Here is a 16,685-nt window from a genome sequence, read left to right on the forward strand (position 1 = left end):
CCTGAGCGGATCTCTCGAGGCTGTTTCGGTGAAAGAGCCCGGTTGTCCCACGCCGCCTGGAGCCAGAGGGAATCCGCATGTTGGGGCGATTCCCGGAGCTACAGTTTCAACGCTTCGGCCTGGGCGAGCTGTCCGAGCATGTCTTCCATGGAGTGTTGCGCGGGCCGGTAGCGCACGCCGAGGGCTTGCCGGCTCTTTGTGGTGTCGCCTCGCAGATCGAAGCCGATGTTGCGCCGTAGATAGCCACGTTCGAGCCCAGATGCCGGAGCGAACGCGACAGCGACAGGTTTCGGGACAGCTCGGCGAGGCAGCGGGTACCGTGCCCCGTAGGCGGGCAGGAGCCTGCGTGCAAGATCGACGATGTCGGTGGTCTCCGCCATGACGAGGTGGCGCCCCTGGGCCTTGGGGAGAAACGCAGCTGCCAGGTGCGCGTAGGCGACCTCACGGACGTCGACGACAGCGACGGCGATGCGAGGCGCACCGAAGCGGGCCTGGCCGCTGACCATCTGTCGCGCGATGCTGAAGCTCTCGCTGGTCGGGTCGGCGTTCAAGGCAGGACCGATCACAAGGCCTGGGTTGACGGTGACAAGGCGCCAGCGGCCCTGCCCCTGTTCAATGCGCCATGCCTCCTTCTCGGCCAGGGTTTTGGAGAAGCTGTACGGCTCGCGGGTCAGAGACGAGGTGGTGTTCCAGGTCCCCTCAGTCACGGTCCGCCCCGGGAGGCGGACGACGTCCTTGGCGTCCCCGACCATCGCGGCGACAGAACTGGTGAGGACCACTCGCTCGACGGTGTCGACGTCGTTCGCGGTTTGGAGCACGTTGCGAGTGCCGTGCACGGCCGGGTCGACGAGGTCACGCTGGGGATCTTGCACAGTGCGGGTGAAAGGTGAGGCGGTATGGATGACGACGCGGCACCCTTGCATGGCCTCGAGGTACGAGCCCTCACGCATCAGGTCGGACGCGAACAGGCGCAGGGTGCCGGGCGAGGTGTCGGCGATGTCGAGAAGGTGCTGCACCTTGGTGGTGTTGCGCGGGTCGCGGACAGCCGCATGGACGGTGGCCCCGGCGTCGAGCAGACCTTTCACGATCCAGCCTGCGACATATCCCGTGGCGCCGGTGACGAGGACTGGAGCGCTCGTGTCGACAGTGAGGCCACCGAGGTCGACCTGGGTGTCCATGTGGATCCTTTCGCCCGCGCACATGCGGGAGGGAGACGAAGCCGGCTGGTCAGGGGCGGCCCGCAGTTGGATTTGGCTGAGCAGAGACAGGGCGCGCGCGGATGAGTACCGGGCGGCTGGGATGTCCCCGTGCCCACAGGGCCGGTGAGCGGCCGGAGCACCGGTATCTGGCGAACGAAGGTGACGGCCCGGGGCGGCAGGTGCGCGAGGGCTTTGATACCGGCGTGTCCTGCCGCTCCGGATTCCTGGGTCCTCGCCCGGTGGTCGTTCCTGTCGGCGGGCTACGCAGATTCGGCGCAGCTGCCGACGGTGAGGGCCACGCGGGGCGGGGGCATTCGCGGGCGCTTCTGCGCCGCCTACTCAGTCGTTGGTGAGGAGAATTTTGCCGAGGTGGCCGCCGGCTTCCATGAGGCGGTGCCCATCGGCTGCGTCGGCCATCGGGACGGTCTGGTCGATGACCAGTTTCACGGTGCCGTTCTCGATCATGGGCCAGACGTTCTTCTGGACCTCGGCCACGATCTCGGCCTTGTGCTGCTTGGAGCGGGTCCGCAGGGTGGTGCCGTGCACGGAGGCCCGCTTGAACACGATCTCGGCGAGGTTGAGCTGGCCCTCGAGGCCATTCTGCAGGCCGATGATGACCAGTCGACCGTCGGCCGCCAGGGAGCGCACGTTGCGCTCCAGGTAGTCACCGCCGACGACATCGAGGATCACGTCGTAGGGGCCGTGCTCCGTGAAGTCCTCGGTACGGTAGTCGATCGCCACATCGGCGCCCAGTTCCCGGGCCTGGGCGGCCTTCTCCGCTCCGCCGACCGTCGTGACGACGCGGGCTCCCAGGGCCTTAGCGATCTGGATCGCCATCGTGCCGACACCGCCGGCGCCGCCGTGCACGAGGATCGTCTCGCCGGCCTTCAGGCCCGCGGTCATGACAATGTTGGACCAGACCGTGGCAGTGACCTCAGGGAGACCCGCCGCCTCTGTCAGTCCGATTCCCTTGGGGATCGTCAGCAGCTGCCCCGCCGGAACGGCGACCTTCTGCGCATAGCCGCCTCCGGTCAGCAGGGCGCAGACCTCATCGCCCACCTGCCAGCCGGTCACCCCTTCCCCCAGCGCGCTGATACGGCCGGAGACCTCCAGCCCCGGATACGGCGACCAGCCGGGCTGCAGCGGGTAGAGCCCCCAGCGCTGCATGACGTCCGCCCGGTTCAGAGCGCTGGCCACCACATCGATGACCACCTCACCGGCGGTGGGCGTCGGGTCTTCGACCTCGACCCACTGCAGGACCTCAGGACCACCGTGCTCCGTGATCGATACAGCCTTCACGACAACTCCGTTCCCACAACTGCGATGAAGGGCTCTTGCGGGGTCTTGGGTACAGGGCGTCCGCGGCATTCCCGCTAGCCGGCCGATGCCGAGCGCGCCGCGAACACGATACCGAGAAGGGGTGAGAATGCCCGCTTCTGTCCATATACACCCGAGAGCCGAATGTTTACATCACATACATTACATCCCCGGAGTGTGCAGTGTCAACATTGGGATTCAGTACGCTTCCGCGGCGGTCCATGCAGGACCCTGCGCCAACCAAACTGGCGGCGACACCGCGCGACGCCTTTGCGGGTTGCGGGCGAGGCGCCCCATGTCTCCCCTTCAGGGGCGGTCGGTACTCCTGAGTCTCCGTCAAGTAAGAGCCACGGCAGCCCTCTTGAGACGCAGGACAGGGGGTTCCCGCACTCCAAGTTGGACAAATTGCCCAACATGAGCATCGCCCAGCTGCGGGTACGTGGAGTGCGAAAAAGACACCCTGCACCTCCTTGTCCCAAGGGAGGTGCAGGGTGTCACCCGAGGCCGTCGGGCCCCCACGGCAGGGCGGCCTCGGAGATTGGGGGGGGTGTTCAGACCCGGGTGGATGCCTTGCGACGCGGGGTCTTCTCGTCGGTTTGCGGGTGCGCGGCAGGTTCGGCCGGAGCCGCTGCCGGCAGACGCGCGCCTTCGATGTCGACGTCCGGGAGTAGTCGGTCGAGCCAGCGGGGCATGCTCCAGGCACGTCGTCCGAGCAGGGCCATGGCGGCGGGCACGAGGGTCATGCGGACGATGAAGGCGTCGACGAACACGCCGATGGCGAGCGCGAAGCCGATGGCCTTGACGATCGGGTCCTCGTTGAAGATGAAGCCGCCGAAGACCGCGACCATGATCAGTGCGGCGGCCACGATGACCCGCGCGCTGCTGGATACGCCCTGTGCGATCGCCTCGGCCGGATTCTTGCTGTGTTCGTAGTGTTCGCGCATCCGGCTCACGAGGAACACCTCGTAGTCCATGGCGAGACCGAAGAGCACGCCGGTGAGCAGGACCGGGAGGAAGCTGGTGACCGGTCCGGTGGCTGCCACGTTGAGCAGGCCGTTCAGGTGACCCTGCTGGAAGACCCAGACGGAGGCACCCAGGCTCGCGCCGACCGAGAGCAGGAAGCCGAGTGCCGCCTTGAGCGGTACCAGGATCGATCGGAAGGCGATGGCCAGCAGGATCAGTGCCAGGAGGACGATGACACCGATGAACAGGGGCAGTGCTTCGCCGAGCTTGCCTGCGACGTCGATGGCCATGGCCGTCTGTCCGGTGACGTAGAGGGAACCGCCCGTGTCGGCGATCTTGAGGGCCTGGTCACGCATGCGGTGGACCAGATCGGTCGTGGCCTGAGCGTCGGGGCTCGACTTCGGGACCACCCCCATGACCACGACGCCGCCGGAGGGGCTGGGTACCGGGCGTGAGACGGCGGCCACGTTCTTGTCCGCGGCCAGCGCACCGCGCAGCTGGGTCACGGTGGCCTGCCGCTGGTTCTGCGGGATGCGCTCGGTGTCCAGCACGGTGATGAGGGTGGCGTTGAAGCCGGGTCCGAAGCCCTCGGTGAGCAGGTCGTAGCTCTTGTGCTGTGTGCTGGCCTCGGGCTGTGAGGCGTAGCTGGGCAGGCCAAGACGCAGGTCACGGGCAGGCAGGGCAAGCGCCAGCAGCCCTACGATGCCAGCGAGCAGGACGAGGGCCGGCTTGCGGGTGACCGTACGCGCCCAGGCCAGGCCCCAGGCACCGGCGGGGCGGTCCTTGCGCTTGCTCTTCCGCTTGGGGCGGCGCGGGCGCATCCTCTCGCCGAACACTCCCAGTACCGCCGGAAGCAGGCTGATGGCGACCAGGACAGCGATCAGCACGGTGCCGGCGCCGGCCAGGCCCATGATCGTGAGGAACGGGATGCCGGTGATGGACAGTGCCGCCAGCGCGATGACGACCGTGGCTCCGGCGAAGACAACCGCGCTGCCGGCTGTGGCGGTGGCGCGTGCGATCGACTCCTCCCAGTCCATCTCGGGGTCGGAGAGTTGCTCGCGGTGCCGGGAGATGACGAACAGCGCGTAGTCGATCCCGACCGCCAGGCCGATCATCAGCGCCAGCACGGTCGCAGTGCCTGTCATCTGCACGAAGCCGGAGACGAACAGCGTGCCGAGCACGCCGACGGCCACGCCCAGGAGCGCGGTCACCAGTGGCAGTCCGGCCGCGACGACGGAGCCGAGCGCGACGGCAAGGATCACGAAGGCGAGGACGACGCCTACCAGTTCCGCCGGGCCTCCTGCCTTGGACTCCGGCAGCATGGCCGAGCCGCCGAGCTCGACCTGCATCCCGGCATCCCGGAGCGGCTGCACCACGGTGGACAGTTCATCCTTGGCGGACTGCTCGACCTTGGACGCTTCCTCAGCGAAACGGACATCGGAGTACGCGATGGTCCGGTCGGCCGAGACCGTACCGGCCGAGGTCGGCTGGGAGACGGTGATGACGCCAGGCACCGACGCTGCCTTGCGGAGGACGGCGTCGAGCGCCTGCTGCTGCGCCGGGTCCGTAACGGTCTTCCCCTCAGGGGCGGCGACGACGATCCGTACGACGCCACCGGCGGCCGGAGGGAACTTCTCCTTCAGAAGGTCCTGCGCCTGCTGCGCTTCGACACCGGGGACCGTGAACTCCGTGGTCCTCTCCCCGTGAAGGGTCGCTCCCAGGCCTCCGACGACCGTGAGAAGGACGATCCAAGTGGCTATCACCCAGCGGCGGCGGCGAATCATCCAGCGCGCCCAGGCGTATAGGCGTGAGGCCATCGAACATTCCTAACCGGTCGAAATTCTGATCAATGGGAGCTGAAGGCATATATGCGTGGTGGAGGAGTCAGAGCGGGTCACCTCCACCACGCACTGCACAGTAACGCATTTTTACAGTCGACTGTAAATTAACTACCGGTGGTAAGCTCCCGGCATGACGGGTGCCAGCCTCAGGGAACGCAGCAAGGCTCGACGCAGGGAAGCGATCCTCACCGCCGCTTACGAGCTGTTCGCCGAGCGGGGCTTCGACGCCACGAGCATCGCCGACATCGCCGAAGCGGCCGAGGTCTCGCCGCGCACGGTCACGCTGTATTTCCCGACCAAGCTGGAACTGGCGATGGCGCACTTCAACGCATTCGTTGACCAGCTGGCCGCAGCGCTGCACGCCAGACCTGCCGGGCAGGGCATCCTCGACACCGTGGAGCAGTGGCTGCGCGAACAGGCGGAGTCCCCGGACAAGTTCGACGGGCTCCACGACCGGATGCTCCAGTCCAACCCTCAGCTCAAGGGGCTCTGCCGGGGCCGGCTGACCGACGTCGTCCAGGACGGTGCCCGGCTCCTCGCCGAAGAACAAGGCTGGCGCCCCGACGATTTCGCCCCGCGCATCCTGGCGGCCACCGTGGCAAGCGTGATCGGTGAGCTGACGCACCGATCCGAGCCGGGTGATCTGGAGGTCGCCATGACCTTCATCCGCGCCGCGGCCGCCACGCTGGAGCCAGGCTGATCCGACCCGGCTCCCCCACGCCGACTTCACCCCCCTCCTACCTGCAGTTCGCCGAGGGCTGCTTCCTCACCCGCGACGGCATGAAGTGGTTCTGGGACGCCTACACCACCGACCTCGCCCCGCGCGCCGAACACCACGCCCCCTGCAGGCCACCCTCGACCAGCTCAAGGGCCTGGCGACGACCCTGGTCATCACCGACGAGGCCGACGCCCTGCGCGACGAGGGCGAGCAGTACGCCAACAAGCTCGACGTCACCTCCGTCCGCGTCGCGGGCATGGTCCACGACTTCCTCTTCCTGGACGGCCTCCGCAACACCCGCGCCGCCAACATCGCGCGCTAGCTCGCCATCGACGCCCTCAGAACCGCACTCCACGACGACTGACACACCCCGCGCTTCTCTGCGCATGAAGACACGAAGCTGAGCGCGCCAGCGGCATCGCCAGCGGCACCGACGGGCCCGGACTGCTTTCAGCCGAGCCACCGGCCCCGGCCTAGAGAGCCAACTCCGAAAAGGTCCTCCACGACTGCCTGCTCTGCCTTGCAGCCTCACCGCCAGCCAACCCCGAAGGCCCCGCCCTATGCGCGAGCGGCGGAGACGCGAACCTGGGTGGCGACAGCACCGGGATGGAAGGCGCAGGGGGTCAGGGCCAGATGCCGAGCTCGCGGCATCCCTCAGCGGCGGCAAGAACATCGTGGCCCGTGCAGTGGCGAAAGAGACTGTCGCCGAGACGCCGCCCCGTCGGGCGACCGCACACCGGGACGCCCTCCCCCGGCGGGCTCCCGCGCGGCCCGCAGCCAGGCCGCGCAGGCCCCACGGTGACACGGGCCGCCCGTCTGCGACATACCCCACACCCCTCGATGTTTACGATGATTACATTCATGCCCTAATGTAAATGGTGCACACATCGTGAGTGATCGAGATGAAAGAGAGAACGGGATGACCAGCGAGCTGTTCTCGCCACTGACCCTGCGCTCCGGGCAGGTCCTGAAGAACCGGATCGCGAAGGCGGCCATGGAGGAGAACATGGCCGGCGACGGCCAGCTCCCCGACTGGCAGTTGCTGTCGCTGTACCAGCACTGGGCCACTGGCGGCACCGGCCTGCTGATCACCGGCAACGTCATGGTCCACGCCGAGGCACTGACCGGCCCCGCCGGCGTCGTCCTCGACAAGGATGCACCCCTGGAGCCGTTCGCCGACTGGGCGAAGGCAGCCAAGTCCGGCGGTGGTGCGATCTGGATGCAGATCAACCACCCCGGCCGCCAGGTGGCATCCGACATGCCCGGCGTCGTGTGGGGCCCCTCCGACGTCGGCGTCTCCCTGGGCAAGCACAGCAGCCGCTTCGGCCGCCCCACCGCCATGACCCCGAAGCAGATCAAGGACACCGTGACCCGGTATGCGGTGACCGCGCGACGCGCCGAGGAAGCTGGCTTCGACGGCGTCGAGGTCCATGCCGCACACGGCTACCTCCTCTCTCAGTTCCTCTCACCCTTGGTCAACAAGCGCACCGACCGGTGGGGCGGATCGCTGGAGAACCGGGCCCGGATGCTGCTGGACATCGTCCGCGCCGTCCGCGCCGCGGTCTCGCCCTCCTTCGCCGTCGCGGTGAAGCTCAACTCCGCCGACTTCCAGCGCGGAGGCTTCGACGCCGACGACGCCCGACAGGTGATCGAGATGCTCGAACCGCTCGGTGTCGACCTGGTCGAACTCTCCGGCGGCAGCTACGAAAGCCCCGCGATGACCGGCCGCCCCGCCGACAACCGCACCCAGGCCCGCGAGGCCTACTTCCTCGACCTCGCCAAGGACCTCGTCAAGACCAGCCCCATCCCGCTGATGCTCACCGGCGGCATCACCCGGCGCGCGACAGCCGACAAGGTCCTCGACAGCGGCGTGGCGGTGGTCGGTATGGGCACCGCCCTCGCCATCACCCCCGACCTTCCCTCACGTTGGCGCCAGGGCCGCGAGGCCGACCGTCACATGCGTCCGGTGACCTGGTCCGACAAGGCCCTCGCCTCGACCGCCAGCATGGCTCAGGTCCGCCACCAGATGCGCCGCATCGCCCGCGGCAGCAACCCCAAGCCCGGCACCCACCCGGCGATCGCCCTGATCTCCGAGCGCCGCAAGCAGCGAGTGGCCCTGCGCAGCTACCGCGCCTGGCTGTCGAAGTCCCAGGCAGCGGCCTAAGAACCGCCGATGGCGCCTGAGCGCGTGGCCCGCCCCTGCCGCGCGTGAGGCGCCATCGGCTTCGCCTTCCTGCCGGTCGCCGACGATCAGCGCCTTCTGTACCAGGATGCCCCCTACGCCGAGGCCCTTGGTCAAGTGAGGTACTCCCGCTGAACCATGCACGAATGCCGACTACTTCGGGCGGCGCGGCACCAGGACCACCTGGACGACAGCAGCCCGCCTGGGGAGTTGACGCAAAAGCGTGAGCGGCGTTGCGCTTCATCCGGGCGGCGAGGTGCACCCAACGGGCACAGACGGGGCGTTCAGAGATCATCCCCACCCGGACAGAGAGACACGAAGATGGCAGAACCGATCCAGAACCTTGGTGGGCAGGAGGATCTGGAAGACCCCGCAGCACAGGATCCTGCGCGTGCACCCGACGGCCGGACCGTGCCGTACCGGCACCATGTCCAGCAACTCAGAGGCATCCACACCGCATCGCTGAAGGCCTCTGCGCATTCGGTGCCGGTACTCTCGGATCCTGTCTTCGCGCTCGATCAGGACATGAATGAGCAGCGGTCGGGCGTCAACGAGACACCGGCTTCCGCCGCCCCTGCGGAACCGTTGCCCACCGAGCCTGATGAAGAAAGGCCGCTCGAGCCGGCAGCCCTGCCTGGAACTGTGACCACCGTGTGGTCCAGCATCCTCTCCACCGCGTTCCGCCGACTCCGAGAGGGCCGGTAGGGGCTGCCTACGGACAAGAGCGTCCGTACACGGCGCGGCCATCGCGCCCTTCTGGCGGCGCAGTTACTCTCGGCGGGCGCGGTTCTCACGAAGGCCCGGGTTCCTCGCTGAAGCCTCGGCGCGGCATGCATCAGGTCCCACCGTCCCATCCCTCTCTTCGGAGGGAATCCCCACCTTTAGGTGGGGCGGGAATCCGATTTGAGGACCGCTCCGACCCGGTCCACGACGGACGTTTCGGCTGCTCGATGTATTGACGGACGATCGCCAGCGGCGCTCCGCCGCAGCTTCCGGCGAAGTACGAACGGGACCAGAACACCGAGCCCATCCCGATCCGGTTGATCCGGCCGCACTCGGCGCGCAGGTAGTGGGAGTTGACGCGCTTGAGACGGTTGATCAGTTCCGAGAGCGCGACCTTCGGCGGATGGTGCACCAGGTGGTGCACGTGATCAGTCTCGCCGTTGAACTGGCGCAGCTCTACCTCGAAGCCGTCACACACCTCCCGCATGATCTCTTCGCACCGCTTGAGCATTGCGTTGCCGAAGACGCCCTTGCGGTACCTGGTGACGCTCCCTCAGGGGTACGACTCCCCCGCTCAGGCCCCCCGGCTGCAGGCACTGGAGCGCCCCTGTCATCGACCGTCGAGAGTCGTTCGTAGAATCCCCGCACCCCATTGTTGACAGTGCATACATAGCGCCCTATAGTCATGTGTACACCGCTTACATGAGAGTGAGGAACCCTCGCCATGTCTTCAACGCAGAAGGACGCCGTCAAGGTCAGCCTGGGCGGCCGTGAGGTCACGGTCCCCAAGGGCGGCCTGTACGACCGCTACCGAATGAACCCCAACCTCGACGAGATCGCCCGCGACCCCCGCGTCAGCAGCGTGGACTTCTTCCGCCAGTTGCCCAAGATCAAGGTCGACTCTCCGATCGGTTCCACGCTCACCCCGAACTTCTACTACACGATGTCCACCGCCCGGCTCACGATGGTCGCGCCGACCCGTGCGATCCGCAGCCGTCTGCCCGAGGAGCTCTCGCCGCTGGAGATCACGCCGGGCCTCGGCCTGGTTTCGGTCATGTTCTTCCGCTATGACGTGTGCGACATCGACTTCTACACCGAAGCGGCCGTCGGCATTGCCGTCAAGCCCGCCCGGCACGGAAAGCTCGGCTTCTTCGACCTCGTCTCCGGCCTGAAGAACGAACACCTCGACTCCTACGTGCTGTCGCTGCCGGTGAACACGGACATCGCCCAGGTCCGCGGCCACGACGGCTACGGCTTCCCCAAGTGGGTCACCGGGCTCGACGTCGACATCAACGACCACCGGACGAGCGCCAGTGTGGCCAACGACGCCGGCGGAGTCGACCTGTCTCTCCTGGCGAACACCCCCTCCCAGAAGGCCTATGTGAGCGGGGAGCGCGTCAGCTCGCTCACCTCGTACACGACGATCAACGGCGCGTGGCACTCCACCATGAACCAGACCAACGTGCTGAACGCCGGCACGACGCGCAGCACCAGCGGCATCACCCTCCACCTCGGTGAGGGCCGCATGTCCAACGACCTGCGGTCGCTCAAGCCGAAGCGGACCATCCAGTTCGACGTCATGACCGAAGGCCAGGCCGCCCTCCACATGCCGGTGCCCACCTCGGTCCGGAGCCGGAACAAGTAGCAGCAGCAAGGAGTCCGTACCATGCTCACCGACCACGCCAAGCGCCCCACGGCCGCCCGCGGCCTGGGCCTGCCCGCGTCCATCACCCCAGCCCTGCTCACGCAGCTGACCGCGCGGGTCTCGGCCGCGCCGAACGCCGCACGGGTCACCACCAACGCCCCTTACACCGGCGTGCCCCTGGCCGACTTCCCCGTCTCCACCCCTGAGGACGTTGAGGCCGCGTTCGGGCGGGCCCGGATCGCGCAGAAGTCCTGGGCAGCCACTCCGATCTCGGAGCGCAAGCGGATCATGCTGCGCTACCACGACCTCGTCCTGGCACGGCAGGACGAGGCCCTGGACCTGATGCAGGCCGAGAACGGCAAGACCCGCCGCGACGCCTACCTCGAGGTCGTCGACATCGGCATCGTCTCCCGCTACTACGCCCGCAACGCCGACAAGTACCTCAGCCCCAAGCGCCGCCGCGGCGCGATCCCGCTGCTCACCCACACCACCGAGTTGCGTCACCCCAAGGGCGTCGTCACTGTCATCTCGCCGTGGAACTACCCGCTCAGCATGGCCGCCAGTGACACAATCGCGGCGCTCATGGCTGGCAACGCCGTCGTGCAGAAGCCCGACACCCAGACCGCACTCACCGCCCTGTGGTCCATGAACCTGATGTACGAGGCGGGCCTGCCGGCCGACGTCTGGCAGATAGTGATCGGCCGGGGCAGCTCCATCGGCGGCGCGCTGATGGACAACGCCAACTACATGATGTTCACCGGCTCCACCGCCACCGGACGCCAGATCGCGAGCGACGCCGGCAAGCGCCTCATCGGCGCGTCCCTCGAACTCGGTGGCAAGAACGCCATGATCGTCCTGGACGACGCGGACATCGACAAGGCCGCCGAGGGCGCCGTCAACGCCTGCTTCCCGTCCGCCGGGCAGCTGTGCGTCTCCATCGAGCGCCTCTACGTGGCCGAGTCCATCCGCGACAAGTTCGTCGCCGCGTTCGTCGCCCGCACCAAGAAGCTCAAGATCGGCGCCGCCTACGACTACAGCATCGATGTCGGCAGCCTCACCACCGCCTCCCAGCTCAAGACCGTCACGGCCCACGTCACCGACGCGGTCGCCAAGGGCGCCACCGTCCTCGCCGGCGGCAAGGCACGCCCCGATCTGGGACCGCTGTTCCACGAGCCGACCATCCTTACCGACGTCACCCCCGACATGACGCTGTACGACCACGAGACCTTCGGCCCCGTCGTCTCGATCTACTCCTACCGCGACGTCGACGAGGCCATCGCACGGGCCAACGCAACGGCATACGGCCTCAACGCCAGCGTCTGGTCGAGCAACGGGGCACGCGGCCGGGCCGTCGCCGCTCGCGTCCACGCCGGCACCGTCAACGTCAACGAAGCCTTCGCCGCCGCCTGGGGAAGCATCGACGCCCCCATGGGCGGTATGGGCGACTCCGGACTCGGCCGTCGCCACGGCGCCGACGGCATCCTCAAGTACACCGAAGCCCAGACCGTCGCTCACCAGCGCATCCAGGGCTTCTACCCGCCGGCCCGCATCTCCCCCGAGACCTGGGCCACCCTCCTGACCGGAGCACTGAAGGTCATGAAGGCAGTCGGCGTCCGCTGAACAGCGTCTGCCATGCAGCCGTGGCCTCGATCGAGCCACGCCATGAAAAGAGGGCGGCTTGTCCACACGACGGGCTCGCCCTCTTCACCTGATCCACCGGGCAGGACCACCGCTCGTGAGGGCAGGAACGCGCGCACCTACCCCCGCGCGACTTCGAGCAGTACTGGGCATGTCGGAGGCGGCTGCCAGTCCGGGCTCGTGCTGATCGAAAGATTCGAGAGCGACCCGCTGATCGCGGGCGAGGGACTACTGTCACTGCCGAGCATTTGGCCCGCCTACCTGCAGTGACGGTGCCGGACCGAGGACAACGAACCTCATCCGGTCTGATTCGGTGCCGAGAGGCCGACACGGACGCGACATGCGAGGCACTGGCCGACGAGGACCGGTGACCGGTCTCCCGGATCCCGTTCACAGACAGCCACACCGCGGTCGTCGTAGGCCGCAACGTCACTGGCGACGCCGGGACGGAGTACCTCATCTCTCACCCGGAATGGGACCAGCAGACCAGCACGGATTCCTGGCGAGCGTCGACGGACACCAGGCGGGCCCCGGACTGTCCTGGCGCCGGAGTCCTCTCAGCAGGCTGCAGTTCAGGCGAGCCCGGCAGTTTTTCGCTCTGTGTCCCGGGAGCGAGGTCGGCTGGACCCGCCTCTCCCGAGGGCAGATCTAGAACCGGGCCCCGGTAACCCGCTGCGGCATAGGAACCGTCTGCTGCCAACCGACTCATTCCCTGACTTGTTCCGGACACGACCCGGCTAGGTCGTGTCCGATGGGTCGCGTGACGCTCTCGCTGGGCACTCGTTCCGTGGGACATGGGGCGGGGAGATCTTTCGGATGAAGAGTGGGCTCGGCTGGAGCCGCACTTACCGGTGAATCGCAGGCGGGGTGGGCGTTGGCAATCCCACCGCCGTGTGATCAACGGGATTCTGTTCCGGCAGCGGACCGGTCTGCCCTGGCGGGACCTGCCTCCCTGCTTCGGTAGCTGGAAGACGGTTCACGATCGTCATCGCAGGTGGTCGGCGGACGGTACGTGGGAAAGGATCCTGCGGGCCGTCCAGGCCGATGCCGAGGGTCGGATCGACTGGAGCATGGTCAGCGTCGATTCCACGACCTGCCGCGCCCATCAGCACGCGGCTGGTGCCTCCACCCGTGCCCCGAAGGTCCCGAGTCGGCGTAGGAGCCTGGCGCGTCACCGTCCCGACGAGGCCCTGGGACGCTCGCGAGGCGGGCTCACGAGCAAGATCCACCTCGCTGGGGAAGGCGGGTGTCGCCCGCTCGGCTTTGTCATCACGCCCGGTCAGTGGGGGGACGCACCGCAGATGATTCCCGTCCTGGACGAGATCCGTGTGTTCCGGCCGGCTGGTGGACGACCGCGCACCCGGCCCGACCATGTCGGGGGAGATAAGGCGTACTCATCACGCCGTAATCGGCGTCACCTGCGCAGACGCCAGATCAAGCACACGATCCCCGAGCCGAGAGACCAGCGGGCCAACCGCCGGCGCCGCGGCCGCCAGGGAGGCAGGCCCACAGGCTTCGACAAGATGATCTACCGCCGCCGCAACGAGGTCGAGCGGACCATCAACCGGCTCAAGAACTTCCGAGCCGTCGCCACGCGCTTCGACAAACGGGCGTACGTCTTCTACGGGATGGTCACCGTGGCCGCGATCCGCCTATGGCTCCGTCCGCAGTGAAACGCCTTGTTATCGGCACCTGGGTAGTGGTGGCCAGTTCGCTGGGTAGGCCCGCGTCGACAGCCCTGACGTCCCAAGATGAGCTGTCGAACTCGGTCTACCAGGTTGAGCGGGTGTCGCGGTGTGCTTCTGGCGTCTGCTCGGGCAGAGCCGTGTTTTGGTCGGTGCGCAGCAGCATGCCCGGGTCGGGTTCGGAGTCCTCATTGGGCGGTGCCGGCTGGTGGAAACGCTCGGTGCGCGGAATGGCGACTTCCACCAGCTGGCCCTCCTGGAACATCCATAGCCCGAAGCAGTCGTCGTCCTGGTCGCGAAGCAGAACTTGGACCGTATGCGGATGCGGCCACGGCAGCGACTCCAGGTGCCTGAGCAGGCCCTTGCGGGCGCGCATCTTCTCCAACTCCAGGGCCCACCCGAACTCATAGCCCCAGTGCCCCGCTATCGGGACGAAGCGACCTCGCCACGTACGTTCCGGGTCGTCCTGGGTCAGTGGTTCCATCACCTCGTCCGACCAGCGGGCGAGCACGATGACCTCGGCGTCTCTACTCATGGCGGAGTATCACCGCATCCGCCTGATCCACTGCAACCAAATTCCTCAACCGGCCGACGCAGGCAAGGGTGCGGGCGACGAAATCCCAGTGCCAGTGAGCGCGACGACGGCGCCTTCGGAGAAGCTCATCTGCGCGTAAGCCACGGCTCTGATCAGCTCACACGACCCATCGGACAGCCCCTAGGGCGGCGCCCCCGATACGGAGGCGCCGACGTCCCCGACCCGCTGGGGATACCAGCGCCGTCCGGTGACGTTGCCATGAGGGGCTGATTTACCGCCCGGCGGCGCCCCGCCCCTTGGACAGCCAGGCGCGGTAGGTGCGCAGGGCGCGTCGCTGCATACGGCGTTCGGAGATCAGAGCAAAGGTTGGGGAGGTGCCGGGCTTGGGGTTGCTGCCGCGGGCGAGGCGGCGCATCAGGTGGCGGACCCGCGCCATGCTGGCGGCCGAGGCGAGGGCCTTGTCGGACCAGGTCACCGGCTCCATCAGGCGGTCGGCCTCGCGGTGGTTCCTCCAGCGTTCAGGGAGGTCGGGAGTGAGAGTGAGGGCGGTGCCCATCCCGACGAGCGCGACGCCGCTGTAAAGGACCCTCTCTGCAGTGTTGCGCCGGGTGATACCGCCGGTGAGCATCAGCGGCAGCTGGCTCGTCTTGACGAGGTCCTTGGCGAGGTCGAGGAAGTAGGCCTCGCGGGCCTGGGTGCGGTTGTCGGCGGGGCGGCCGGTCATCGCGGGGCTTTCGTAGCTGCCGCCGGACAGTTCGACCAGGTCGACACCGAGCGGTTCGAGCATCTCGATCACCTGTCGGGCGTCGTCGGCGTCGAAGCCTCCGCGCTGGAAGTCGGCGGAGTTGAGCTTCACCGCGACGGCGAAGGAGGGCGAGACCGCGGCGCGGACGGCGCGGACGATGTCCAGCAGCATCCGGGCCCGGTTCTCCAGCGATCCGCCCCACCGGTCGGTGCGCTTGTTGACCAAGGGTGAGAGGAACTGAGAGAGGAGGTAGCCGTGTGCGGCGTGGACCTCGACGCCGTCGAAGCCGGCCTTCTCGGCACGATGGGCCGTGACGGCGAACCGGGTCACGGTGTCATCGATCTGCTTCGGGGTCATGGCGGTGGGCCGGCCGAAGCGGCTGCTGTGCCTGCCCAGGGAGACGCCGACGTCGGAAGGACCCCACACGACGCCGGGCATGTCGGATGCCACCTGGCGGCCGGGGTGACTGATCTGCATCCAGATCGCACCACCGCCGGACTTGCCGACCTTCGCCCAGTCGGCGAACGGCTCCAGGGGTGAGTGCTCGTCGAGCACGACGCCTGCGGGGCCGGTCAGCGCCTCCGCGTGCACCATGACGTTGCCGGTGATCAGCAGGCCGGTGCCCCCGGCGGCCCAGCGCCGGTACAGCGTGTATAGCTGTTCGCCAGGGAGCTGGCCTTGTGTGGCCATGTTTTCCTCCATGGCCGCCTTCGCGATCCGGTTCTTCAGTACCTGCCCGGAGCGCAGGAGCAGCGGCGAGAACAGCTCACTGGTCATCCCAGTTCCCTCTTCCATCTCAATCGCTTATGATGTATACACCCCTCACATTAGAGGGGTATGTGAGCGCCGTAAACATAAGGGAGTGTGACCTGTGTCTCAAGCCGGTGGATATCACCATGGGGATCTGCGCGCGGCCTGCCTGAGGGCCGCGAGAGAGCTGCTCGAGGAGGACGGCAGCGCCGCACTCTCCCTGCGCGCGGTCGCCCGCCGGGCCGGCGTTTCGGCCACGGCCCCCTACCGTCACTACGCGGACCGCGACGCGCTCGTGTCTGCTGTCGCTGCGGAGGGGTACCGCGAGCTCGCCCAGCACCTGGCCGCGGCTCACCCCGCGCCCTCCACGCCCGACGACCTGGCCGCCGTCGCCGTCGTGTACGTGCAGTTCGCTCTCGAGCACCCTGCCCTGTTCCGGGCGATGTTCGCGGAGCCGTGCGATCCGGCCAGCGAGGAACGGGTTGCCGCGACCGCCGTCATCTCGGAGTACGTCCAGAGCATCGTCCGCGACGCCTTCCCTGGCGCCGAGGACGCGGCCGCCCTGGCGACGACGGTGTGGGCCCTCGTGCACGGCCTGGCCTTCCTCCATCTCGACGGCAAGCTCGACACCTCCACCCCCGAGGCCGTCGCCGCACAGGTCCGCGCCTCCGTATACGCACTGTTCGCCGCCTCTCCGGCGCTGTCGCAGGCGGTATCTGCGCCGGTCGGCAGGTGACGGTCTCG

Annotated in this window: 12 protein-coding genes and 2 pseudogenes; 8 read left to right on the forward strand and 6 right to left on the reverse strand. The window is 67.7% G+C overall.

Features of this window, described 5'->3' with window-relative positions; translation table 11 throughout:
* Positions 1-98: 98 nt before the first annotated feature.
* From LGI35_RS00270 to LGI35_RS00280, 3 genes are all read right to left on the reverse strand, one after another.
* Positions 99-1,178 (reverse strand): NAD-dependent epimerase/dehydratase family protein, encoded by a 1,080-nt coding sequence (locus tag LGI35_RS00270; protein ID WP_227291576.1) that lies wholly within the window; start codon positions 1,176-1,178, stop codon positions 99-101.
* Positions 1,179-1,538: 360 nt separating this feature from the next.
* Positions 1,539-2,498, reverse strand: a complete 960-nt coding sequence (locus tag LGI35_RS00275) for an NAD(P)H-quinone oxidoreductase (RefSeq protein WP_227291577.1) — start codon at positions 2,496-2,498, stop codon at positions 1,539-1,541.
* A gap of 569 nt (positions 2,499-3,067) precedes the next feature.
* Positions 3,068-5,296 carry an MMPL family transporter gene (locus LGI35_RS00280; protein ID WP_227291578.1) on the reverse strand — a complete coding sequence of 743 codons (2,229 nt, stop codon included), beginning with the start codon at positions 5,294-5,296 and terminating at the stop codon, positions 3,068-3,070.
* A 154-nt stretch (positions 5,297-5,450) separates the two neighbouring features.
* On the opposite strand from LGI35_RS00280, the gene LGI35_RS00285 reads away from it, so the two are divergent.
* The 4 genes and pseudogenes from LGI35_RS00285 to LGI35_RS00300 all read left to right on the forward strand — a co-directional run bounded on the left by LGI35_RS00285 (position 5,451) and on the right by LGI35_RS00300 (position 8,925).
* Positions 5,451-6,020 carry a TetR/AcrR family transcriptional regulator gene (locus tag LGI35_RS00285; RefSeq protein ID WP_227291579.1) on the forward strand — a complete coding sequence of 190 codons (570 nt, stop codon included), beginning with the start codon at positions 5,451-5,453 and terminating at the stop codon, positions 6,018-6,020.
* Between the two features lie 29 nt (positions 6,021-6,049).
* A pseudogene (locus LGI35_RS00290) lies at positions 6,050-6,360 on the forward strand (alpha/beta hydrolase fold domain-containing protein); the annotation flags it as partial.
* 597 nt (positions 6,361-6,957) lie between these two features.
* Positions 6,958-8,202, forward strand: coding sequence for an NADH:flavin oxidoreductase/NADH oxidase family protein (locus LGI35_RS00295; protein ID WP_227291580.1), 1,245 nt, complete (start codon positions 6,958-6,960; stop codon positions 8,200-8,202).
* Between the two features lie 339 nt (positions 8,203-8,541).
* Positions 8,542-8,925 carry a hypothetical protein gene (locus LGI35_RS00300; protein WP_227291581.1) on the forward strand — a complete coding sequence of 128 codons (384 nt, stop codon included), beginning with the start codon at positions 8,542-8,544 and terminating at the stop codon, positions 8,923-8,925.
* A 226-nt stretch (positions 8,926-9,151) separates the two neighbouring features.
* Here LGI35_RS00300 and tnpA read toward each other — a convergent pair.
* A pseudogene (gene tnpA, locus LGI35_RS00305) lies at positions 9,152-9,490 on the reverse strand (IS200/IS605 family transposase); the annotation flags it as partial.
* 177 nt (positions 9,491-9,667) lie between these two features.
* Here tnpA and LGI35_RS00310 point away from each other — a divergent pair.
* From LGI35_RS00310 to LGI35_RS00320, 3 genes are all read left to right on the forward strand, one after another.
* Complete coding sequence (locus tag LGI35_RS00310) at positions 9,668-10,588, forward strand: acetoacetate decarboxylase family protein (protein WP_227291583.1); 921 nt, start codon at positions 9,668-9,670, stop codon at positions 10,586-10,588.
* A 21-nt stretch (positions 10,589-10,609) separates the two neighbouring features.
* Positions 10,610-12,208 (forward strand): succinic semialdehyde dehydrogenase, encoded by a 1,599-nt coding sequence (locus LGI35_RS00315; RefSeq protein ID WP_227291584.1) that lies wholly within the window; start codon positions 10,610-10,612, stop codon positions 12,206-12,208.
* An 812-nt stretch (positions 12,209-13,020) separates the two neighbouring features.
* Positions 13,021-13,899, forward strand: coding sequence for an IS5 family transposase (locus LGI35_RS00320; protein WP_227291585.1), 879 nt, complete (start codon positions 13,021-13,023; stop codon positions 13,897-13,899).
* A gap of 97 nt (positions 13,900-13,996) precedes the next feature.
* On the opposite strand, the gene LGI35_RS00325 is transcribed toward LGI35_RS00320, so the two are convergent.
* Both LGI35_RS00325 and LGI35_RS00330 read right to left on the reverse strand, forming a co-directional pair.
* Positions 13,997-14,446: a hypothetical protein gene (locus LGI35_RS00325; RefSeq protein WP_227291586.1), complete on the reverse strand. Its 450-nt coding sequence runs from the start codon at positions 14,444-14,446 to the stop codon at positions 13,997-13,999.
* 271 nt (positions 14,447-14,717) lie between these two features.
* Positions 14,718-15,968, reverse strand: a complete 1,251-nt coding sequence (locus tag LGI35_RS00330) for an NADH:flavin oxidoreductase/NADH oxidase family protein (RefSeq protein WP_227291587.1) — start codon at positions 15,966-15,968, stop codon at positions 14,718-14,720.
* A gap of 94 nt (positions 15,969-16,062) precedes the next feature.
* Between LGI35_RS00330 and LGI35_RS00335 the strand changes: the two genes are divergently transcribed.
* Positions 16,063-16,677: a TetR/AcrR family transcriptional regulator gene (locus LGI35_RS00335; RefSeq protein ID WP_227291588.1), complete on the forward strand. Its 615-nt coding sequence runs from the start codon at positions 16,063-16,065 to the stop codon at positions 16,675-16,677.
* Positions 16,678-16,685 lie beyond the last annotated feature (8 nt).

The sequence above is a fragment of the Streptomyces longhuiensis genome, assembly GCF_020616555.1.
Lineage (GTDB): Bacteria > Actinomycetota > Actinomycetes > Streptomycetales > Streptomycetaceae > Streptomyces > Streptomyces longhuiensis.